Annotated in this window: 21 protein-coding genes; 12 read left to right on the top strand and 9 right to left on the bottom strand. The window is 37.6% G+C overall.

Going from position 1 to position 20880, the window contains the following annotated elements; translation table 11 throughout:
- Positions 1-5: 5 nt before the first annotated feature.
- Positions 6-992 (bottom strand): gliding motility lipoprotein GldB, encoded by a 987-nt coding sequence (gene gldB / locus ABJ974_RS04555; RefSeq protein ID WP_419870203.1) that lies wholly within the window; start codon positions 990-992, stop codon positions 6-8.
- A gap of 51 nt (positions 993-1043) precedes the next feature.
- On the opposite strand from gldB, the gene ABJ974_RS04550 reads away from it, so the two are divergent.
- The 5 genes from ABJ974_RS04550 to ABJ974_RS04530 all read left to right on the top strand — a co-directional run bounded on the left by ABJ974_RS04550 (position 1044) and on the right by ABJ974_RS04530 (position 3855).
- Positions 1044-1679, top strand: a complete 636-nt coding sequence (locus ABJ974_RS04550) for a leucine-rich repeat domain-containing protein (protein WP_419870202.1) — start codon at positions 1044-1046, stop codon at positions 1677-1679.
- Positions 1680-1796: 117 nt separating this feature from the next.
- Positions 1797-2591 (top strand): NAD(+) synthase, encoded by a 795-nt coding sequence (gene nadE / locus ABJ974_RS04545; protein ID WP_419870201.1) that lies wholly within the window; start codon positions 1797-1799, stop codon positions 2589-2591.
- Positions 2592-2604: 13 nt separating this feature from the next.
- Entirely contained in the window at positions 2605-3096 is a 492-nt protein-coding gene (locus ABJ974_RS04540) for a ribonuclease domain-containing protein (RefSeq protein WP_419870200.1), read from the top strand.
- Positions 3097-3155: 59 nt separating this feature from the next.
- On the top strand, positions 3156-3464 hold the full coding sequence (locus ABJ974_RS04535) for a GIY-YIG nuclease family protein (RefSeq protein WP_419870199.1): 309 nt from the start codon (positions 3156-3158) through the stop codon (positions 3462-3464).
- An 82-nt stretch (positions 3465-3546) separates the two neighbouring features.
- Positions 3547-3855 (top strand): barstar family protein, encoded by a 309-nt coding sequence (locus tag ABJ974_RS04530; RefSeq protein ID WP_419870198.1) that lies wholly within the window; start codon positions 3547-3549, stop codon positions 3853-3855.
- A gap of 266 nt (positions 3856-4121) precedes the next feature.
- On the opposite strand, the gene pafA is transcribed toward ABJ974_RS04530, so the two are convergent.
- Positions 4122-5768, bottom strand: coding sequence for an alkaline phosphatase PafA (gene pafA, locus ABJ974_RS04525; RefSeq protein ID WP_419870197.1), 1647 nt, complete (start codon positions 5766-5768; stop codon positions 4122-4124).
- Positions 5769-6031: 263 nt separating this feature from the next.
- Positions 6032-7111 carry an alkene reductase gene (locus ABJ974_RS04520; protein ID WP_419870196.1) on the bottom strand — a complete coding sequence of 360 codons (1080 nt, stop codon included), beginning with the start codon at positions 7109-7111 and terminating at the stop codon, positions 6032-6034.
- A 107-nt stretch (positions 7112-7218) separates the two neighbouring features.
- Between ABJ974_RS04520 and ABJ974_RS04515 the strand changes: the two genes are divergently transcribed.
- Positions 7219-7602 (top strand): winged helix-turn-helix transcriptional regulator, encoded by a 384-nt coding sequence (locus tag ABJ974_RS04515; protein WP_419870195.1) that lies wholly within the window; start codon positions 7219-7221, stop codon positions 7600-7602.
- Positions 7603-7656: 54 nt separating this feature from the next.
- On the opposite strand, the gene ABJ974_RS04510 is transcribed toward ABJ974_RS04515, so the two are convergent.
- Genes ABJ974_RS04510 through ABJ974_RS04500 form a run of 3 tightly spaced genes read right to left on the bottom strand, consistent with a single transcriptional unit; the run spans position 7657 to position 11570 of the window.
- Positions 7657-9231: an MFS transporter gene (locus tag ABJ974_RS04510; protein WP_419870194.1), complete on the bottom strand. Its 1575-nt coding sequence runs from the start codon at positions 9229-9231 to the stop codon at positions 7657-7659.
- A 2-nt stretch (positions 9232-9233) separates the two neighbouring features.
- Positions 9234-10268 carry an HlyD family secretion protein gene (locus ABJ974_RS04505; RefSeq protein WP_419870193.1) on the bottom strand — a complete coding sequence of 345 codons (1035 nt, stop codon included), beginning with the start codon at positions 10266-10268 and terminating at the stop codon, positions 9234-9236.
- A 12-nt stretch (positions 10269-10280) separates the two neighbouring features.
- Positions 10281-11570, bottom strand: coding sequence for a TolC family protein (locus tag ABJ974_RS04500; RefSeq protein WP_419870192.1), 1290 nt, complete (start codon positions 11568-11570; stop codon positions 10281-10283).
- A gap of 161 nt (positions 11571-11731) precedes the next feature.
- On the opposite strand from ABJ974_RS04500, the gene ABJ974_RS04495 reads away from it, so the two are divergent.
- The 4 genes from ABJ974_RS04495 (at position 11732) to ABJ974_RS04480 (ending at position 14500) form a co-directional block, all read left to right on the top strand.
- Positions 11732-12634, top strand: a complete 903-nt coding sequence (locus ABJ974_RS04495; RefSeq protein ID WP_419870191.1) for a helix-turn-helix domain-containing protein — start codon at positions 11732-11734, stop codon at positions 12632-12634.
- Between the two features lie 265 nt (positions 12635-12899).
- Positions 12900-13064: a hypothetical protein gene (locus ABJ974_RS04490; protein WP_419870190.1), complete on the top strand. Its 165-nt coding sequence runs from the start codon at positions 12900-12902 to the stop codon at positions 13062-13064.
- Positions 13065-13068: 4 nt separating this feature from the next.
- Entirely contained in the window at positions 13069-13821 is a 753-nt protein-coding gene (locus ABJ974_RS04485) for a DUF6882 domain-containing protein (RefSeq protein ID WP_419870189.1), read from the top strand.
- A 97-nt stretch (positions 13822-13918) separates the two neighbouring features.
- The gene (locus ABJ974_RS04480) at positions 13919-14500 is read left to right on the top strand and encodes an energy-coupling factor transporter transmembrane component T family protein (RefSeq protein ID WP_419870188.1); all 582 of its coding nucleotides are present in this window, start codon (positions 13919-13921) and stop codon (positions 14498-14500) included.
- 46 nt (positions 14501-14546) lie between these two features.
- Here the strand turns inward: ABJ974_RS04480 and ABJ974_RS04475 are convergent, their stop codons facing one another.
- The 3 genes from ABJ974_RS04475 to ABJ974_RS04465 form a co-directional block, all read right to left on the bottom strand.
- Positions 14547-15473, bottom strand: coding sequence for a malate dehydrogenase (locus tag ABJ974_RS04475; RefSeq protein ID WP_419870187.1), 927 nt, complete (start codon positions 15471-15473; stop codon positions 14547-14549).
- A 151-nt stretch (positions 15474-15624) separates the two neighbouring features.
- Positions 15625-16176 (bottom strand): biliverdin-producing heme oxygenase, encoded by a 552-nt coding sequence (locus ABJ974_RS04470; RefSeq protein WP_419870186.1) that lies wholly within the window; start codon positions 16174-16176, stop codon positions 15625-15627.
- Between the two features lie 23 nt (positions 16177-16199).
- Entirely contained in the window at positions 16200-18389 is a 2190-nt protein-coding gene (locus tag ABJ974_RS04465) for an ATP-binding protein (protein WP_419870185.1), read from the bottom strand.
- Positions 18390-18621: 232 nt separating this feature from the next.
- Between ABJ974_RS04465 and ABJ974_RS04460 the strand changes: the two genes are divergently transcribed.
- Together ABJ974_RS04460 and ABJ974_RS04455 are read left to right on the top strand one after the other, a co-directional pair.
- On the top strand, positions 18622-19668 hold the full coding sequence (locus tag ABJ974_RS04460) for a linear amide C-N hydrolase (protein ID WP_419870184.1): 1047 nt from the start codon (positions 18622-18624) through the stop codon (positions 19666-19668).
- A gap of 33 nt (positions 19669-19701) precedes the next feature.
- Positions 19702-20871, top strand: a complete 1170-nt coding sequence (locus tag ABJ974_RS04455; protein WP_419870183.1) for a porin — start codon at positions 19702-19704, stop codon at positions 20869-20871.
- The last annotated feature ends 9 nt before the right edge of the window (positions 20872-20880 follow it).

Genomic DNA, 20880 nt, shown 5'->3' with positions numbered 1-20880 from the left:
TTGTTTTATTGTTTCATTGTGGGCTTATAACCCGATTGATTAAATACAGTCGTACCATCCATTTTCAGGAATTCCACCAGCTTGGTTTCAGGTTTTTGATTAAAATAGGATTTAGCAATCTGCCAACCTGTAAAAATACCGATCTGGGGTGAGGATTCATTATCAATGGCTGTATAAAATTTTGAAAAAGGAGCGGGTGCAATAAAGCGCTCCACTAATCTTGCATCATCACTGAAAATTAAATTATTTTCCACAAAATAATTCCAGACATTCGCTTCATTCGCTACCGCCCAGTCATATTGTTTTTGTGTATAATTCATCTTCAGATAATCAGGTGTATCCGGTAAAAAAGCATCCTGAAGGATCATTATCTTTCCGTTCAGAACAAGCTGATCTATAAATTTCTGATGATCCGGAGATTCTGTTACAATATTTTCAGCAAAAATCTGAGAAACCTTAGGAACGATATTCTGCGGGTTCATCGACTTTTGAAAGTATATTTCGAGCCCTTTATAATTAGGATTATTCTCTCCCATGAAGCCTGTAATATCTATAAATAACTGATTTCCTTTAGCATCATAAAATATGGGATCCTGTGCCATCTGTAAGGCTGAAGAAAACAGATATACTTTGGGACTTTTAAACTGGGGAAAATAATATTTGATATGGGAAAACAAATCATGCAGTTCGGTCTGAAGCTTTTGCCCATCTATTTTAGCAATAGCCTCTTTATACAATTTGATCTCTTCTGCATCCACTCTTCGTTTAACAAAGTCTTCATCACTTACCGTTCCCTGGAACCAGGGAAACCGGACTTTAAACTGATCCAGTGAAACCTTAGGATCATAAAGCTCTTTAGAAATATCAGTTATTTCTACTTTTTCCGCCGGGTTCTTCACTTCCACTTTCCATGGGTTGTCGGTGTTCTTTTTACAGGAATTCAAACTTAAAACTAAAAGGGAAGAAAGCGCAACAATTCTGAAAATCTTCATTATTTTTACACAAATTTTGATTCACAAAAATAAGGATTATAATACAATTTGATGAGGAAAAAGAAAATATTTGCTATACTCTTCTGCTTCTTTTCGCTCGTGTGGGTAAGGAGTCAGAAACTCAGTTTCAAAGACAAAAACTTTGAAAAAGCAGTAGTAGAAAATTATGATTCCAACAAAGATGGCTTCTTGGATAAAAATGAAGCCCAGGCCGTTTTGCAGTTGTTTTTAGTAAAAAAAGGGATTTCTTCCGCAGAGGATCTTCAATTTTTCCCCAATGCAAAAATGATTCTCCTGGATGAAAATTCCATTTCCAGTTTATCCTTAAAAAATAACGGTCAATTGGAACTGTTTTCCTGTACGCAATGCAAAATATCTGTTTTTAAAGGAGAAAGCCTAAAAAGCTTAACCTCTTTATACCTTGATCAAAACAATTTGGAAAGTATTTATTTAAAGGACATTCCAAAAATCGATCAGCTTACCTTATCTTTAAATCAATTAAAAAATATGGATGTCAGTTCACTGAAAAGTCTGAGAAGGCTCAACTTAGAACACAACCACATTCAGAATCTGGACATTTCAGAAAATAATAATCTTCAGACCCTCAATGTAGGAGGAAATAAAATAAAAGAAACAGCCATAAAAAAGGGAAGTGCAAATGTAATGATCTTCGGTGCGGAACCTTGAAAAATTACGGGTTCGTGTAATACGGTGGGTTCAAATACTAAAAAAACCAGTATTTTTGATACTTCTTTTTCTTTTAAATAGAAATAAAACTGATTTTAAAAAATAAACAGATAAATAATGCAAACACAAAAAGTAATCGATCATATTGTAAGCTGGCTTAAAGACTATGCCGTAAAAGCAGGTGTAAAAGGGTATGTAATAGGAGTTTCCGGAGGTGTAGATTCTGGAGTGGTTTCTACGCTTTGTGCTATGACGGGACTGGAAGTTCTACTTCTTGAAATGCCTATCCGCCAGAAACCGGATCAGGTAAACCGCGCTCAGGAACATATTGAAGACCTCAAAAAAAGATTTCCCAATGTACAGGGAGAAACCATAAATCTTACTCCTGTTTTCGAAACTTTTGAAAGTGTGGTTGAAGATCATGTTGAAGGAAGATGGAGCAATAACCTGGCATTGGCCAATACACGATCACGTTTCAGAATGTTAACCCTTTATTATTTCGGACAGCTTCACGGACTTTTGGTTTGCGGAACAGGAAATAAGGTGGAAGATTTCGGAATCGGATTTTACACTAAATATGGAGATGGCGGTGTAGATGTCTCTCCTATTGCCGATCTCTACAAAACGGAAGTGTACAAACTTGCCAAAGACCTGGATCTTATAGAAAGTATTCAAAATGCTATTCCTACCGATGGTTTGTGGGATGCAGAGAGAACCGATGAAGATCAGATAGGAGCTACTTATCCCGAGCTTGAAAAAATTCAAAAAGAATACCCCAACAAGACTGCAGAGGATTATGAAGGAAGAGATAAAGAAGTGTTCCTGATATTTGACCGCATGCACAAGGCTGCGCAGCATAAAATGAACCCTATTCCGATCTGTGATATTCCGGAGGAGTGGAGAAACGATTAAAGTGAGAGTTATCATGAATAATAAATTTAAGATATATTCGGTTTTTATCATCGGAGCGCTGGCAGGAATACTATTGTTCTATCTTTTTAATAATTACAAAATTGAAAAGGTAAATAATTCCGGCTATACGAAACCGGAAACTTCCCTAAACGGAAATAAACAATATTCCGGACAGACATCTATTGATCAACTTACGGAGGAAAAAACCGTGATCAGCTATATAAAACAAAACCACAGGCTTCCGGATTATTACATCACTAAAAATGAAGCCAGGCAGTCCGGCTGGAATGCTTCAAAAGGAAATCTTTGCGAGGTGCTGCCGGGAAAAGCTATTGGAGGAGATAAGTTCAGTAACCGGGAAGGAAGTCTTCCGAAAGGTGAGAAATATTTTGAAGCGGATGTAAATTATCACTGTGGCAACCGAAATTCTGACCGTATTGTCTTCACCAAAAAAGGGGATGTTTATCTTACTAAAAATCATTATAAAAGCTTTGAAAAACAGTAACGATATGTCATTGCGAGGAGCAAAGCGACGAAGTAATCTTTAAATTCAAACCAACACAAATGAAAGTGGGCTTTATTTATATCATGACCAATAAAAATAATACAACCCTTTATACAGGAGTAACTTCAAATTTGCCCTTACGTATCCAAGAGCATAAAGATCAACTTCATCCTTATAGTTTCACCGCAAGATACAACCTTCATAAGCTGGTATATTGGGAAGCTTTTCAAGATATTGGAGATGCTATTTTTCGGGAGAAACAAATAAAAGCAGGATCAAGACAAAAAAAATTAGCTTTAATCAATTCCTTAAATCCGGAATGGAAAGATTTAACGGAAAGTATCAAAGATATCATGAATCCTTATTGAGATTGCTTCGTCGCTTTGCTCCTCGCAATGACAAAAAATGCAAATCCCTATTAATAACTAAAAATTGGAAATTCAGTTCGATATGAAAACAATATATATAGATTTTACCGACATAGGAGACTATGAAGATTTTTATTCTCAATTAAAAGAAAAGGTTTCTTTACCGGAACATTTCGGGGATAACCTTGACGCTCTCTATGATGTAATCACCGGAGACATAGAACTTCCTCTCCATTTGGAGTTTGTGAATATGAGCGTCGATCAGCTTGAAATTTTTGAAGATCTTCTCACCACCCTTGAAGATGCGGAAGAGGAAACAGAAGGCTTTACATTCAGCTATTTCCTTGAACAGTATGAAGATGAAGAAGATGAAGGTGATATAACAGAATAATATACCCCCGGCCTATTTCATAGGCCGGGGGTTAATTTAAAATCTTAACAAATTCAGCTCAACTAACCATTCCCTCCATAGCCATAATCCGGAAAATTAAAAATGTAAAGAAAAAGAAAGGCAGTCCTTTGTAAGAGGTTTATTCATTATATATTTTTACTTTTTCCCTTCAAAAAACAAAACCGGAATATCAGAATAATCTTCAACAACCTATAAATAAAAAGCATCCCTTTTCAGGAATGCTTGAATTGTATATGGACGATCTTTTATTTCACCAAAGCTTCATCTATAGGGTTTCCTATACTTCCACTCGGGAACTGTATTTTCAGTAATGCTGAAACCGTAGGTGCAATATCGGTCATATTATAAGGTTTATTGCTTTCTCCATGATTGATGCCCCATCCCATAAATAATAAAGGAACATGCGAGTCATAAGAATTCCATACGCTATGCGTAGTTCCTGTTTTTGCATAAGGCGGCAGCATGGAGTCATGAGAGATCAACTGGATGTCACCACTTCTCTGTCTGTTGATTCCGTTGATAATTCTTTGTTTGATAGGTTCGGGGATCGTAGCTTCCTGTACTTTGGTTACCGGTACTGCATAGAGAACAGTAGGGTCTTTTTCAAGCTCATGAACCGTAAATTCAACTACATCATCTAATTCTATATCATGCTCTTTCAATAATTTCCTGTCAAAATAAATCTGATAGTTATCCACCCCATTGATCAGCTTATCCACTCCGAATTTATCTTTAAGTTTCTGACCTATAGCCTGCTCCATTCCTTCTCCGAAAAACCCTGTCGGCAGTTTATGCTCCTTCAGGAACCCTACGGAATGTGCTCCCCCGTGATCTGCGGAAAGAAAGACCGTATACTGGCCTTTTCCTACTTTTGAATCCAGATAGTTAAAAAACTCTGCCAGATCTTTATCCAATCTTAGATAGACATCCTGCACTTCAATAGAATTAGGCCCGAACTTATGTCCCGCATAATCGGTAGAAGCCAGATTGACCGCCAAGAAATCCGTAATATTATCTCCTCCCAACTTCTCTCCTTCTACAGAAGCTGCTGCCAGCTTTAAAGTCAAAGTATTTCCAAAAGGGGTATAGCGGATATTATCTTTTCTCGCGCTGTAATCAGCGGCCAAATTATTATAAGGAAACGTAGGAGTTTTAGCACTTCCTAAAAGTCCTTCCCATGGGGAATTATCAGGTGAACTTTCCGTATATTGACTAATTGGAAGCATAGTATTCCATCCATTAGCAACCAGCTTATCCGGTAAATCCTGAGCATTGAAGCTTTTCAGCCACTGAGGCAGATCATTCATATACCATGTACTGGTAATGAAATTCCCGGAAGAATCATCAAACCAGAAAGCTCCCGTAGGCGTATGCCCCGCAGGGAGAATAGAAGCCCTGTCTTTTAAGGAAACCCCGATTACCTTACCCTGAAAATTTGTAGCCAATCTCAATTCGTCGGTTACTGTTGTAGACCAAAGGTTTTTAGGAGAATGGCTTCCCACTTTTTTATTAGTCGTACCCACAGGCTGAACATTCTCATCCGCAGTACAATATACATTCTTACCGGTTTCCTTATCAGTCCAGTCATTTCCTGCAATACCGTGAATAGCCGGAACCGAACCTGTATAAATGCTGGTATGCCCTAATGCCGTTACCGTAGGCACATAGTTGATATGGACATTATTGAGGGAATAGCCCGTATTCATTAATCTTTTAAATCCATCATTTCCAAATTTATCGTAATAACGATACAGATAATCCCAACGCATCTGATCCACGACTAGCCCCACTACCAATTTGGGTCTTTCCAACTGTGTACTTCTGTTCCTCTGAGCATTGATTGTAATAACGGACAAGAAAGTAATTGCCGCCAATGAAATATTCCTAACCATCTAATGACATTTTAATGGCTACAAATTTACAGGTTTTACAGATTTTAGAATATGAATTTTAATTAAATTTTAAAAATAGACATATTGAATTTACGTTATTACCTTAATAACCTAATATTCTACCACTTAGGTAAAAATACAAAGAAATACGCCTATCGCTTTTCAGTAATTTTTTATTTAAGAAACCCGGTTATCTTTCGAGATGGAAGATATACAAAAATAAACCTGAAGGTACAGGCTTATTTTTATAGATGTTTTTTCCATTATGATCCAAGGAAAGGATAATCGGTATATCCGTGCTCTCCACCTCCAAACATGGTATCACGATCCGGTTTGTTTAGTTCCGCACCTTTTTCAAAACGTATAGGAAGATCAGGGTTAGCCAGGAACAGAACTCCATAAGAAATCAGATCCGCAATTCCCCTTTTCAGTTCTTCTTCTCCCGTTTCCCTGTTGTAACCGGCATTTGCAATAACAGGATGTTCAGCTACCTTTCCAAATGTTTCCATTACATTTTTCGGATATTGAGGATGGCTATCCAGCGGGGTCATCGCATTCATTAGATGAATATAGGTCAATGGCAGTTTATTAAGTTCTTTTATAAGAGGTACAAACTGAGCTTCAGGATCAGAATTTTCTATTGAATTGTAAGTATTGGTAGGTGACAGCTTTATAGCCGCTTTTCCTTCTCCCACTGCATCAGCCAGCTCTTTCATTACTTCTATTACGAACCGGTTTCTGTTCTCCACACTTCCCCCGTATTCATCCGTTCTCTGGTTGGCACTTTCCGACAAAAACTCATTCGGGAGATATCCGAAAGCAGCATGCAGCTCCACACCGTCAAATCCTGCTTCAATAGCATTAATAGCTGCCTGCTTATAATCTTTTACAATCTGCTTTATCTCAGCCGTCGTTAATGCTCTTGGAACTTCATAATCCTTTAATCCCTCGGAAGTAAAATGCTGCTGCCCCGATATAGCAACTGCAGAAGGAGCTACGGGAAGATCTCCTTTTTTATCTATAGAATGTCCTACACGACCGCTATGAAAAAGCTGTGCAAAAATCAATCCTCCTTTATCATGAACGGATTGTGTTACTTTTTTCCATGCTTCAATCTGCTCTTTCGAATAAATTCCCGGTGTCCACGGACTTCCCAATGCCTGTTCGGAAATATTAATTCCTTCGGAAATAATCAGCCCAGCTCCTGCTCTCTGTGTATAATACAGTACCGTAAGATCTCCTACCACTCCATTTTCATCAGCCCGGCTACGGGTCATGGGAGCCATTACCATTCTGTTTTTCAATGCAAAGTTTCCTATCGTTGTGTTTTTTAAAAGATTCATATGGTATAAATTTTAATGTTAATATCCTGTTTTTAAGCAAAGTTACAGTTAAATGTTATACATTTGTAACCTGTTACAAAAAGGATAGCAGTTACAAAAAGGATAGCATGAATAAAAAAAAATTTTGTGAGGACCTGCATGATGAAGCTTGCATAAAAGCCAGACTTGCCATACGAGACACCCTTGATATAGTAGGTGGAAAATGGAAGCTGGTACTTATTTCCATCCTGACCTCAGAAGGAAAAAAAAGATTCAGGGAGCTTTCCAGGGAAGCGGGGATCAGTCCAAGAATATTATCCAAAGAACTTCAGGAACTTGAAATGAACGGACTAGTCAACCGTAAAGTATTAGATACCAAGCCTATCAGTGTAGAATACTCCCTGACCCCTTACAGTGAAACTCTTTCAGAAGTAATAGAAGCATTGCATAAATGGGGAGTACAGCACCGCAAAAAAGTCATTGAAAACGAACTGACAGCAGAAGCCGAATAATATACACTAAAAAGAAAACGCATCCGAAGACACGTTTTCAATGAAAAATCTGAATCAGCTTATTTCTTTTTTCAGCATTTTATTGATCGTCTTCATTGTAGGCCAAACCAGATTTCTCGGGAAGTAAGAATATTTATAAATCATCAGAAGTATTCCCATTATAATTCCGCCAATCACCAGGTAGCCATATATTTCTTTAAAGGACACCAGGAGGGTCTGAGCTTCAATCCTATGTTCCAGTTCCCTGTGACTTATTCCATGCAGCCGTGTATTTACACTGTCCATGGTTGCCGTGATCTGCTGAAAGTTTTTGGCTGAGATTATATTTAAAATACAGCGCAATACCGCCATTCCAATGGATCCTCCGCAGGCAGCACTCATAAATGACTGTACGGAAAGTGCCTGAAAAAAATGATGAAAAGGAACTTTCATAAGGTCTGACAGTAAAACCACCGCAATTACTACATATCCGAAATTTCTTACAAATAAAGGAACAATAAACAGCTCTTTCACCGTATTCATATCAATCAGAAAATACATGATCACTTCATAAGAAAGTATGGCGGAAAAACCTATCATAAAAGTAGTTTTAAATGAATGCTTCTTAACGGCAAAGAAACGGTACACGAAGCAGGCACCTGCCGCTACTCCAAACCAACTGACGACATTTAGCCATATCATATGCTCTGCATCATATTGTAATAGTTCCTCAAAATAAATATGTTCCAGGATATGGGAAGGAGCAATGAAAAAGTCTATCACTGTATATAAAATCAAAGAATGAAAGACCACTTTATATCTGAAAGTAGCCAACGCAATAAACGGGTGCCGTATAAAAGATGCCCGGTAAAGATTTAACCCTAATAATACTATTAATAAAATACTCGCCGTACGGATTTCTTCAGAATACCACCAATCATAATGCTCTCCGTAAATACAGATAAAATTAACCGTTAAAAGAATCATCCCCCACATCAATGCACCCAGCCAGTCGATCCCGAAAAGCGGAAATTTCGGCATAAACCTTTTATCATTAAATAAAAGCATCACAAGTAACATCATAAAAAGCAACGCACCGATCACAATCCAGTTAACAAACTGCCAGTTCGTCAACAACGACACATACATACCTCCCGCTGTTCCAAGTGAAATCACTCCATTCACCAGCAAATAAACATAGGAAAAGAACACAGGCATATCCCGGGTCGGTGTAATCCATAGCTGAATGGTGGAATTACATTCAAATGTAGCCCACATCCTGAACATTCCGGCCACAAAACAAGCTGCTATAAGAATAAAAAGATTGTCTGTGGTAAGACAAATAATATTACAGAGGATCAAAGCGGAACAGCAGATCAATAAAGCATATTTACTGATAAAACGCATTTTTAACCTCAGCATAATCGTAAATACCAAAGCCATACCCGCCATAGAAGAAAAACCCGCCATCAGGACATCTTCAAGCATAAGAGCACGGTCTCCCACCGTTTCATTGAGAGCAGCAAGGTAGACACCACCTCCGGAAAACTGGATGATCACCAGAAAGAAAATAAAGATCCAGGGTTTTATCTTTTCGGGGACATAATTATTAATTGCCGGTATTGTAAAAGGGCCTGTCGGATGATGCATATTTAATATTTAACGGTACATTCTACATTCATTCCTGCTCTTAGCTTTCGGATAAGTTCAGGCTTATTATTTTTTGAAAGCTCAATTCTCACAGGAATCCGCTGCTCTACCTTCACAAAATTTCCGGCAGAATTATCCTGTGGAATGACTGAGAAGCTGGCTCCCGTAGCATTGGCTATGGACTTTACTATCCCCTGTAATTTGGTTCCGGGTAAAGCATCCACCTCGAGTTCCACTTCCTGACCTTCTGCAATATGATGGGTCTGGGTTTCTTTATAATTTGCAATAATCCATTTGTCATTATTGTCTACAAGATCGCCCACAGACTGCCCGGGCTGGATCAGCTGCCCCACCTGAATATTTTTTCTTCCCATATAACCGTCACTGGGCGCCACTATTACAGTATATGAAAGATTGAGCTTAGCCAGATCCAAGGCGGATTTGGCAAGCTGAATAGCGGCTTCGTTCTGCTCCAATCTCGTATTCTGTTCATGAGTCACTAAAACCGTCGTTTCTTTCTGACGATTTAAGGTTTCATATTTTGCTTTCAGCGCCAGGTATTTGGTATGAATAGCATCGTATTCCTGTTTGGTAACCGCATCCTGGTTCAATAAAACTTTATATCTCCTGTCATCCATTTCCGCATTGGCGAGCAAGGCTTTAACTTCTCCTAATCCGGCATCAGAAACGGCAATATTATTAGCAGATGTTCTTACTGAAGAGGAAGTAATATTTTTTCCGGCAAGTGCGTTTTTGTAATCCGCTTCCGCCTGTGCTACACGATACCGGAATTCAGAGTCTTCGATAATCAATAAGGTATCTCCTTTTTTAACAGGCTGATATTCATTAAACCGGACCTCTCTGATATATCCCTGTACCCTGGAATTAACGGGAACAATAAGCTGTTTCACCTGTGCATTATCGGTGTATTCAACGTTTCCAAAATGAAAAAATTTTGAGCCTACCCATACCAATCCTACGATAAGCAATATGATGACAATACTATTATAAATGTTTTTTTTAGTTTTATGTTTCATGATGATTCTCTTTTAAAGGGTTCCTGATAATTTTTTAAGCTGATAATAATGGAAAAGAATATTGATCTGTGCATTGGCTGCCTGTAATTCTGCATCGATTTTGGTATTTTCAGCATCAAGCATTTCCGTGATCAGGGCAAGATCATTAAGGTAACGGCTTTTTACGACGCCATAATTTTGTGTTGCCAATTCTATATTTTTCAGCCTTGTTTTGTAAATATCAATGGTTTCCATATATTTTATTCTGGCTGCTTCTACGTCATTGGCCAGCTGTTCTTTTACCCTGCTCTCATTTTCCTGTACATTCAGAGTAGCCAGCCGGGCCTGTTTCGTCTTTGTTTCATTTTTATACAGGGAAGAGATATTGTATTTGATACCTACTCCCACATACCAGTAATTCAGGTTTTTATTAATGGGAGGAACTTCCACCATAATAGGGCCATCAAGATAATCTGCCGCAAAAGCAAATACCTGGGGAAGTTTCTCGGATTTAACAATTTTTTCTTTTTTTCTGGACATTTCTATACTCAGCGCTACCTGTTTCAGTAAGGGAGAACTGCTATCAGCCCTTTCCTTCCAGGATTCTTCCCCAACGGACTCAGGATCTTCAAGTGTATCTTCCTTTTTCAGTTCAAGAAGGGTTCCGGAAGGAAGGTTCAGTATTTTAACCAGCTCATTATTCAATAGGGTCACCGAATTATTAAGCTGTAAGAGTGATACATTAAGAGATTGCAGCTGCAGTTCATAGCGGGTAACATTATTTTTCAGGGCTACTCCCTGATTGGTTTTTGCCTGAATCTGGTCAATCATTTTTTGGGTCTGCACAATATTTTTTTCAATAACCAATCTCTGATTTTGAAGTTTAAGCATTTCCAGATAATATCCCGTAATGGCAAATCGGATGTTCTGCCTGTTCTTTTCAGTTTCCAGCTTGGAATAATCATGTCCCAGCCTTGCTAGTTCAATCCCTGCACTGGCTGCTCCACCCGCATAGATCAACTGCTTTGCTTCCAGCGCAAAATTGTTTCCAAAGTCAGGAATCGGGGCTCTGAATCCGTTTGAAAAGTTCCGGTCCGACATCCATCCATCTCCGTTATAAGAAAAGAAAAGTGAAGTTTCCAGCGAAGGCAGCAGCTTTTGTTTTTCCTCCTTTATAGCTTCTTCCGCAATTTTTTCATTATTGTCCAGTATTTTCAGATCCCTGTTCTGCTCATCAGCAAGGACAAAAAGATCTTGAAGACTTGCATTTAGTATCGGGTGCTGACTCCAAAACCACCCGGTAGAAGCCAGAAAACACAGCATATAAATAAATTTATTCCACATATATTTCATAAAATTGCATTAATCATGGTGATAAAATTTCGTGCTGCAAAATTCGAAATATTAGCCTTGAAAATATTCTTCCCAATAGGGGCAAAATTAGTTTAAAATGAATATTTTTACATCTGCATAATCCTACTCCCATGAAAGAAGAAGCATTAGTAAGAGATGATCATGAGCTTTTCCTCAACCCTGAATACAAAGGAAAATTAATAGAAAACATGAGTATTCTCCACTGGCAGAGAAAAGATCTCATTCCTTTCAGAAATTCAGATATTTATTTGAAATCCACTTTATTTATTTTGGTTTTAAATGGAACAGGAACGATAGAGATTAATTTTAAAGATTATCAAATAAATCAGGGAGAAATTATCTTATTATCATTCGGACATTTCTTTACAATCAAAGCTTTAAGTGAGGATTTTACAGGCTGTACTTTATACATCGGGAAAGATTACATCAATGAGATGTATTCCGGTGACATGCTGTACAAAAGGATAAAATACGGGGTCAGGATGTATAGGAATCCGGTTGTTCCTCTACCTGCCCATGATTTTAATCTGTTAAAAAAAAGAATTGAGTTCGCAGAAGAAGTCATAGATACCGAAGGACATCACTACCTGAAAGAAATGATCCTGAACAGCCTTCGTATTTTTTTTCTTGATCTTACCAATACCCTTGAAAAATTATATGAGAATAAGACCGAGAATCCTTCACGGGAAGAAATCTATTTCCGGCAGTTCCTGGATTTACTGGTTAATCATTATAAAACAGAGCATAAGGTAGAATTTTATGCCCAATCCATCCCTATTTCCACCCATTATCTCACCCAGATCGTGAAGCGCCTTACAGGACAAACCGTATCCGACTTCATTTTCCAGCTGGTTTACAGTGAAGCGCAGCAATTATTAAAACAGCCGGAACTTTCCATTCAGCAGGTTGCCTTACAGCTTAATTTTTCGGATCAGTCGGCTTTTGGTAAGTTTTTTAAAAGAAAAAGCGGGGTATCTCCAAAAGAATTCAGGAATAATATGAATTATAAATGATCCGTAAATTCCCCTTTTTCTTCACAATATGATTTCACCAACTCCTCATCGAGGGCTTTACAATTATGTTTTAATTTATATGACTCTTAATAATTGCGCAACTATCATTTTTTACAGTACAATCTTTCAGGAATAAATGAGCTGAATAATAATTTACCCTTCTTTTTTGTTATGTGTTATTAAATTCCCTTTATAATTCATAAATTTGTCAACATCAAAATTTTCTGAGGGGATTGGCAGAATATTTAAATAAAAAATATGACCTATGACAAAATCACCCTCTTTTCTTCCTCCCGTTTTTCCGGTTAGCGGTTTATTAAGCAGGCATAAAACATTAAAAGAAAATGTAAGCTCAGCAGACACCAAAAGATTTATCAAAAAAATTCAGTTCGGAAACAGCCTATTAATCAAAGATGGGGACAGAAAATAAAAATATGGAATATACAGATTTTTGTGAAGAACAGTTCAGCCGACTTATTGAGCTTCAAAACAGATTAGAAGATACTTACCACATTCAGTCTTATTCCAGATGGTACTATGACAGTGAAACTTCACTTCTAAAGCTGTATAATAAAAAAGGGGAAATTTATTTTAAATATATACCTGTTGGAACTTACTCCCTGAAAACCAATACCTGGATGTGGAGCTGGTTTAATGAATCTTGTGAGGAAAAGAATAAAAATGAAACCCTGAAAATAAAGGAGTTTGGACTTGAGAATCATTATGAAAAGTTGTCTACCGGAAATTTTCCTGCCGATGAATACGATGGCTGGGAATCCATTGCCATTGCCCATTATTTCCTCAATGGTATCGGGGCTTATAAAGTCACATCGGGAGACCTCGAAAAATATATACTTCTAACAGAAGTGATGGACGAAAACTCCCCGGAAATCAAAAAATTAAAACAAAAAACCGTAGAATGCCATAAACATAACCTGGCAAGGCCTGCCTATGTCTGTCAGCATTTAAATCTTGATACACCCGGAGGTTTTGAAGAAGCGTTCGATACTTTTCCGGGAATGGAACTGGATGACGAGAAGGATTTCCAGGCATGGTGCGATGAATGTGAAAAAGTAAGACTACAATATAAAGGATGGAATGAGGAATCTGAAGAATTTGCCAATATAAAATTAATCTGTGAAGATTGCTATTTTGAACTGAAAGAATTCAATCAGCATAGGCAATAATTATGATATTGAATTTTTAAAACCAACCTTTCATTTTCATTAAAAACAAACTCAAAACTTTTTATATTTGCAATATTTTATAATAGCATAAAGTTAAATGAGTGTAAATAAAAATATCCTGGAAAAACTATCAAGTCATGAGCTTGAAAAATACATACAGCCTGACAGTCGTTTTATTCCTGAAGCTATTATTTATGCTTCCGAGATATTACAGTCCAGAGGAAGAGAACTCACCCCTGAAGAGGAGGAACGGATCAGTCTATTAAAAGCAGATAAAAGAAATGGAGAAATAAGAACCATTCATCCGTATTATTCTAAAGCAGCTCATCTTATCTACCTGTCCGGAGCGATGGGAATTGCCATTATGATATTGGATTTTGAAAAATTCAATTCGGGATTTGCCTTATTTATTGCCATTGTAGTATTAGGCGTCATTTTCGGGCTGGGGTACCTCATCAGCAAAGGGACTGAATGGTCCAAATATATTCTTTTGTTTTTATTAATTTCAGGAGTATTCGGGATCCCTGTAATTTTATCTGAACTGAGATACAATACAATTTCAGGAATTATTAATATTACACAAACGGGCTTACAGCTGTGGGCCACTATTTTACTGTTTCAAATTCCCCAGACTCCCTCTTCTAAAGATCCGTTCCTTAATGAAATGCCAGAACAATAAAAAACGCGCCTTTTAAGGCGCGTTTTTCTTATATCATGTTTGTTGATTAAAACTTTAAATCTCCGTTTACATCTCTTACTGCTTTAGCAGCTTCAGCAAATTTTGCTTTTTCTGCATCCGTTAAAGGAATGTCTACGATTTTCTCTACTCCGTTTGCTCCGATAATAGCAGGAACTCCTAAGCAGATATCGCTTTCTCCATATTCACCGTCAAGCATTAAAGAGCAAGGAATCATTTTTTTCTGATCGCAGGCAATAGCCTGAACCATTACAGAAACTGCAGCTCCCGGTGCATACCATGCAGAAGTTCCTAATAGCTTGGTAAGAGTAGCTCCTCCTACTTTAGTTTCTTCAATTACATAGTTTTGTTTTTCTTCATTTAAAAATTCAGTTACAGGAACTCCGTTTCTTGTAGCTTTGCTCAATAATGGAAGCATTCCCGTATCACTGTGAGCAGCGATTACCATACCGTCCACATCAGAAATCGGGGCTTCCAATGCTTCAGCCAATCTGTATTTAAATCTTGCAGAGTCCAGCGCTCCACCCATTCCGATAATTCTGTTTTTCGGAAGTCCTGAAGTTTTATGAACCAGATAAGCCATTGTATCCATAGGGTTAGACACAACAATGATAATTACCTCAGGAGAATGTTTCACTAAGTTTTCAGTAACATCTTTTACGATTCCAGCGTTAATACCGATCAATTCTTCTCTCGTCATTCCCGGTTTTCTTGGAATTCCGGAAGTAATCACAGCTACATGAGAACCAGCAGTCTTGCTGTAATCCCCTGTTGTTCCTGTAATGTTAGTATCAAATCCGTTCAATGATGCTGTCTGCATCAAATCCATTGCTTTACCTTCTGCAAAACCTTCTTTAATGTCTACTAAAACTACTTCCGAACAGAAGTTCTTCATGGCGATATACTCAGCACAGCTTGCTCCTACCGCTCCCGCTCCTACTACAGTTACTTTCATATTTACTTTTTTTTAAATTATTTTATTAGAATATTTTTTTTATATCTGGTTGAAATTTGATTCCCAAATGTACTAATTCCTGAAAAATTAGGCAATTTTTAGAAAAATATAATTCCTTCTGAAATAAACAATTAAGGTCTTGCAAAAAGAATTAATTCACATTCAGCAAAAAGGTATATAATTTTTTAGCTCCGGTTAAAACATGTTCATAATTTTCTTCCGCCACTTCCCGATCCAGTATTTCTTTAAAGCTCTTCCACATAGAACCGGTATTTTCCTGATAACATCCGAAAAAATTAAAGGTTACCCCATCAAATCCCTCCGTTTTTGAAAGCTGTTTGGCAATCACATTTCCTCCTAAAGTGGAGCCTTCAATTACATATAACATTCCCAGTGCTTCATGACGGTTATCCACCTGAAGATCATGAGACGCTTCCCTGCTGCTCATTGATAAACTTTCTACATCTTTTTCAATGAGATGAAGCTTTCTTCTTTGATCCAATTGCAGCTCCTCCGAAATTTCCCCGGAAAAACTATTAAATATTTTCTCCTCCGAGTTCAATAACATAAGATAGTTGGTAGAAATAATCTTTCTGTAATCCTCAAGACTAAAGGTTTTGTTAAAGATCTTTTCGGAATTAAACAATTTTTCAGCTGCATCATGAAATTCGGATGTATTTTGTTTAAGATATTCGGATATCATATTTTCAATTTAAATTATCATATTTAAGGTTTTCTAAAGGTCAGGATAAAACATGTTCCGTTATGATCGCTTTCATAATCCACATTCCCCCCTATTCTTTTCATTATTCTGTGTACAATGGATAAGCCCACTCCGTTTCCTTTAAACTTCTTGGCATTATCCATCCTGCTGAATATTTTAAACATTTTATGCTTGTCTTCTTCAGCAATTCCGATCCCGTTATCCGAAATACAGTAGACAATCTTATCCCCTTCTTCGGTTCCCCAAATTTCTACTTTTGGAGATTCATGCTGGGATGAGTATTTAACCGCGTTGTTGATTATATTTAAGAAAACCTGATGGAGCATCGTTTTGTCACCCAGCACATCAGGGCATTCCCGGATAACAATTTCACTGCGGGGAGTTTCATAAGTAATCATCGCATTTTCAGAAATCTTTTCAATGGTCCTTAAGGTCGCAAGACTTTCCAGCTCAATACTGCTGTATTTGGCACGGCTAAGCTGGAGCACATCATGCATCATCTCTGCCATATTATCAATCTCCTCAATGATAGCGTTAAGTTTATTCCGGTTTTTCTCCGTATTATCCAGCCCTGAAAGCAACATTTGCGCATTCAGTTTCATGACCGTCAAAGGAGTTCCCAGATCATGGGAAATGGTATAGGAAAAGCTATCCAGCTCTTCATTTACTTTCTGAAGCTGATCATTCAGCTCTTTAATAATATTATATTGTTTATGAGAGGTTTCCAGAATAATATTACGGACAGCACGGATTGCCATGATATCGCGGGAACTCCATCTTTTTGAGTTTCCTTTAATATCTTCTTTAAATACTTCAAAGGATGTCCGTGGAGAGATCATTCTCTTTTGTTCTCCGTTTTGAGAAACCAGCTCTATGTTTTTTTCGGGTTTTCCGGCCCAGCGGATATGCTCATCAAATTCTTTCCTGAACCAGATCAGCATTTCCCTTTCTTCCTTTTCTATATTATAAATAACAACTCCTGCCGCTTTTTTATTTATATCCAGAAGATCTTCATAGTCTTTTAAAAAACTGTTGTTGATATAAATTTCTTCAGATAAGGAACCTGTTGCCCAGGAAACTATTCCTTCAATAACGGACAGTTCCGGTGTAGCACCTGCAGTAATAATAGATTCTTTGGACACAATAGCGAGACCGTCAGCTTCCGGGAGATGTCTGATCTCTTCTATATTTTCCAAAAGGGAATCAAATAAAGTTTTATGCTTAAGAAACTTTGATTTCAATGCTGTAGTTTTAGCTCCCAACTGTACACGGTATTCCAGTTCTTTTTTCGATTTAAAGGAAGAATAGGCATTGGAAGCCAATGCTGTTAGGATTCCCGCCTGAACCCTGTCTTCAAGGTCAATATGACGGGGTGTACTGTTCTGACAGGTTACCAGACCCCAAAGCTTATCATCAATAATAATGGAAACACTAAAACTGGAAGCAGCACCGGTATTTTTAAGATATTGCCCATGGATTGGAGACATACTCCGGGAAGCTGTATAGGTAAGATCGACATGCTCTTTTGTTTTACTGAGCAGAGGCACCGGATTCTCGTAGACATTACTGAAAATCCTTTTTCTTTTAAGTAAATAAAGTGCCCTTGCCTGCTTAGGGATATCATGCTCCGGATAATGTAATCCCAGATAGCTTTCAATATCACCTTTTATTTTTTCAGCAATTACTTTTCCCGAACCGTCATTCATAAACTGATAGACCATCATACGGTCATAGTTAACGATTTTGGTCAGGGTACTAAGAAGCTGGTCCCAGATTTCCTGGGCATTATCGATCATATAAATACTGTCGTACTTATTGCTAATATATTTATGGGGGTTATGCAGAACTTCTTCAAATTCCAGAAAAATGGAATCATCCTGCCGGAAAACGGAAAAATGATATTTTTTTCCATTAATGGTGATCTTATCAAAATAAGCTTCATGCTCCCTTTTAAGATACCGGTCAACCTGTAAATAAATTTCAGATTCGAGAATACTTTGAAAATGTTGGGGAAAATCACTAATCTTTTTGTTAAAAAGGTCTTCGCTATTTCCTATATTAAAAAGTATTCCTATATTTTCACTAAAAAAATTGATACTATGAGATTCAGCATGAATGCCAATCAGATAGCCAAAACTTTGTATATGCCCGGGAATATGGATGGGCTCTTCATGACACTCAACAAAATTCATATAATTCTAATATCTCTCAAATATAATGAATTTTTTAAAGATAATTCAATTTATGATTATAAACAGAAATCCACTTTAATATTTTAAAAAATCCTGTTAATTAAACAAATTTTATTAATTTTATCTCACAATTAGACCGAATAAAACTAAAAATTTCCATAGGTTCTATATAACACACACAAATCAAGCAGATTAAAAATTATATTTATTCAAACAATAAACTATTTATATTATGAAAAAGTTCCCCATTATTTTTCTTTTACTCGTCCTTCTTATAGGCGCCTGGAATACTTCCGAAGCCTGTACCCGAGTTGTTTACAAAGGACCGGACAACACCGTTATCACAGCCCGCTCTATGGACTGGAAAGATGAAATTCCAGGTAATTTATGGGTTTTCCCCCGCGGAATTCAAAGAGATGGTGAAGTGGGTCCCCTTTCTATTAAATGGACTTCCAAATACGGCAGTTTAATAACTTCCAGCTGGGATATTTCAGCTTCTGACGGAATGAATGAAAAAGGGCTTGTTACCAATCTTTTATGGCTGGGAGAATCCCAATACCCGAAATTCGATCCTAAAGGAAAAGAAAAAGGGCTTGCCATTTCTTTATGGGCCCAGTATTTTCTTGACAATTTTGCTACTGTAAAAGAAGCGGTTGATCATATGAAAACCGATCCTTTTATCATTGTAAGCGATAATATTCCGGGAACGGAAAGATTTGCAACCGTACACCTTTCCATTTCCGATGCTTCAGGTGACAATGCCGTTTTTGAGTATATCAATGGTAAACTGGTGGTTCACCACGATCCTTCTTATACGGTAATGACCAATTCTCCGATATTTGAAGAGCAGCTTGCTCTCAACAGATATTGGCAGGGAATTCCGGGAACGGTAATGCTTCCGGGAACCAACCGTGCTGCAGACCGTTTTGTGCGTGCTTCCTACTATATCAATGCGATCCCGCAAACCAGTGATCCCCGTACAGCAGTAGCCAGCGTATTCAGTGTGATCAGAAACTGCTCTGTACCTTACGGAATTTCGTCCGAGACCGAACCGAATATCTCATCTACAAGATGGCGTGCCGTATCTGATCAAAAAAATTTAGTGTATTATTTTGAAACCGTATTTACTCCTAATACGTTTTGGGTTAATCTTAAAGACTTCGACTTAAGCCCTAAGGGAAAAGTTATGAAATTAAGTCTTGATAATTTCCAGACTTATAATGGTAAAGCCAATAAAGACTTCAAAGAAAGCAAACCATTTAAATTTTTAGGTATTTAACCCCTCTTATATTTATTCACTAATATCCATATTATGTCCTTTTTTTCAATTAAAAAAAGAAGTATCTCCTTGTTGGGTTTACTCCTGTCTTTTACAATGAACGGCCAGATCCTTGACTCTTTGCTTTTAGGTGAGCCAAAACAACAACAGGAAGAAAATATAAAATATCCTCAGCTTCAGATCAAAGGTTTGTTTCAGGCACGTTACCTGGTAGGCTTTTCAAAAGATGTTGATGTGAACGGGCTTCACCACTCCGATGGCACTGAAACCGACAACAATTTCATGCTTAAATACATGAGGATTCAGGTTCGGGCACAGATCAGCAAACGGGCGGAAGTAGTAGCTCTTGCCAACTTAGCGGATTTTAAAAATGATCCTAAGACCAGAGTTCTGGAAAATGCTTATTTAAAATATACTTTTAATCCTAAGCTCGCCATTACCGTGGGACAGTTCAGACCATGGTTCGGTATTGAAGAAACCTATCCTATTGACATTATCAAATCTTTGGACTGGTCCAATCAATACACGGAATTCGGAAAACTGGGATGGACAAGCTTCCAGATCGGGATATCCGCTACCGGAGACCTGAAGTTAGGTAATATGCCGTTCCAGTATGCTGTTTCCATCGTGAATGGAAACGGAAAAAACCAGGTTAATGATAATGATAACGGAAAACATTATTCTACCCGGCTTGTTTTTGGACTGGATAAAAAAACGTCTTTAAACTTAGGATTAAACGGAGGTATAGGAGAAGTATACAGCAAAAAAGTGTATGCCCTGGGTGTTGACCTCAGCTCTCTGGTTCATTTCAACCCGAAATGGAGCCTGGATATGCAGCTGGAAGCAAAACAGGCTACCAACCACACTTTATATTACTCCATTGATCCGGAACAAAGAACATCCAATCCGGATGACTATTTAATCCGGGGTATTTATTTTCTTCCAAACCTAAGGTATGAGGTCAATCACAAAAACCTGAGTGCTTTTGAGCTGTCCTGCCGTTACGAGTATATAGATACCAGTTTCAGACTGAATTCCAATCCAAGACAAACCGTTACCCCGATGTTCGGATTGGAGTTTCTAAAGAATTACGGAGCGAGAATCCAGCTGGGAGTACAGTTTGACCGTTATAAACATCAGATTGAAAATACCAACCAGTACAACAACAACTTATTTATCATTCAAGTACAAAGTAGATTTTAATAATCAATC

It is taken from the genome of Chryseobacterium sp. CT-SW4, assembly GCF_048572715.1.
Taxonomy (GTDB): domain Bacteria; phylum Bacteroidota; class Bacteroidia; order Flavobacteriales; family Weeksellaceae; genus Chryseobacterium.
The sequence above is the reverse complement of the archived record's forward strand: the minus strand, read 5'-3'. Positions and strand labels throughout refer to the sequence as shown.

Excerpts from the sequence above, each read along its gene's own strand:
- gldB (WP_419870203.1), bottom strand. The coding sequence starts at position 992 with ATGAAGATTTTCAGAATTGTTGCGCTTTCTTCCCTTTTAGTTTTAAGT.
- ABJ974_RS04550 (WP_419870202.1), top strand. The coding sequence starts at position 1,044 with ATGAGGAAAAAGAAAATATTTGCTATACTCTTCTGCTTCTTTTCGCTC.
- nadE (WP_419870201.1), top strand. The coding sequence starts at position 1,797 with ATGCAAACACAAAAAGTAATCGATCATATTGTAAGCTGGCTTAAAGAC.
- ABJ974_RS04540 (WP_419870200.1), top strand. The coding sequence starts at position 2,605 with ATGAATAATAAATTTAAGATATATTCGGTTTTTATCATCGGAGCGCTG.
- ABJ974_RS04535 (WP_419870199.1), top strand. The coding sequence starts at position 3,156 with ATGAAAGTGGGCTTTATTTATATCATGACCAATAAAAATAATACAACC.
- ABJ974_RS04530 (WP_419870198.1), top strand. The coding sequence starts at position 3,547 with ATGAAAACAATATATATAGATTTTACCGACATAGGAGACTATGAAGAT.
- pafA (WP_419870197.1), bottom strand. The coding sequence starts at position 5,768 with ATGGTTAGGAATATTTCATTGGCGGCAATTACTTTCTTGTCCGTTATT.
- ABJ974_RS04520 (WP_419870196.1), bottom strand. The coding sequence starts at position 7,111 with ATGAATCTTTTAAAAAACACAACGATAGGAAACTTTGCATTGAAAAAC.
- ABJ974_RS04515 (WP_419870195.1), top strand. The coding sequence starts at position 7,219 with ATGAATAAAAAAAAATTTTGTGAGGACCTGCATGATGAAGCTTGCATA.
- ABJ974_RS04510 (WP_419870194.1), bottom strand. The coding sequence starts at position 9,231 with ATGCATCATCCGACAGGCCCTTTTACAATACCGGCAATTAATAATTAT.
- ABJ974_RS04505 (WP_419870193.1), bottom strand. The coding sequence starts at position 10,268 with ATGAAACATAAAACTAAAAAAAACATTTATAATAGTATTGTCATCATA.
- ABJ974_RS04500 (WP_419870192.1), bottom strand. The coding sequence starts at position 11,570 with ATGCTGTGTTTTCTGGCTTCTACCGGGTGGTTTTGGAGTCAGCACCCG.
- ABJ974_RS04495 (WP_419870191.1), top strand. The coding sequence starts at position 11,732 with ATGAAAGAAGAAGCATTAGTAAGAGATGATCATGAGCTTTTCCTCAAC.
- ABJ974_RS04490 (WP_419870190.1), top strand. The coding sequence starts at position 12,900 with ATGACAAAATCACCCTCTTTTCTTCCTCCCGTTTTTCCGGTTAGCGGT.
- ABJ974_RS04485 (WP_419870189.1), top strand. The coding sequence starts at position 13,069 with ATGGAATATACAGATTTTTGTGAAGAACAGTTCAGCCGACTTATTGAG.
- ABJ974_RS04480 (WP_419870188.1), top strand. The coding sequence starts at position 13,919 with ATGAGTGTAAATAAAAATATCCTGGAAAAACTATCAAGTCATGAGCTT.
- ABJ974_RS04475 (WP_419870187.1), bottom strand. The coding sequence starts at position 15,473 with ATGAAAGTAACTGTAGTAGGAGCGGGAGCGGTAGGAGCAAGCTGTGCT.
- ABJ974_RS04470 (WP_419870186.1), bottom strand. The coding sequence starts at position 16,176 with ATGATATCCGAATATCTTAAACAAAATACATCCGAATTTCATGATGCA.
- ABJ974_RS04465 (WP_419870185.1), bottom strand. The coding sequence starts at position 18,389 with ATGAATTTTGTTGAGTGTCATGAAGAGCCCATCCATATTCCCGGGCAT.
- ABJ974_RS04460 (WP_419870184.1), top strand. The coding sequence starts at position 18,622 with ATGAAAAAGTTCCCCATTATTTTTCTTTTACTCGTCCTTCTTATAGGC.
- ABJ974_RS04455 (WP_419870183.1), top strand. The coding sequence starts at position 19,702 with ATGTCCTTTTTTTCAATTAAAAAAAGAAGTATCTCCTTGTTGGGTTTA.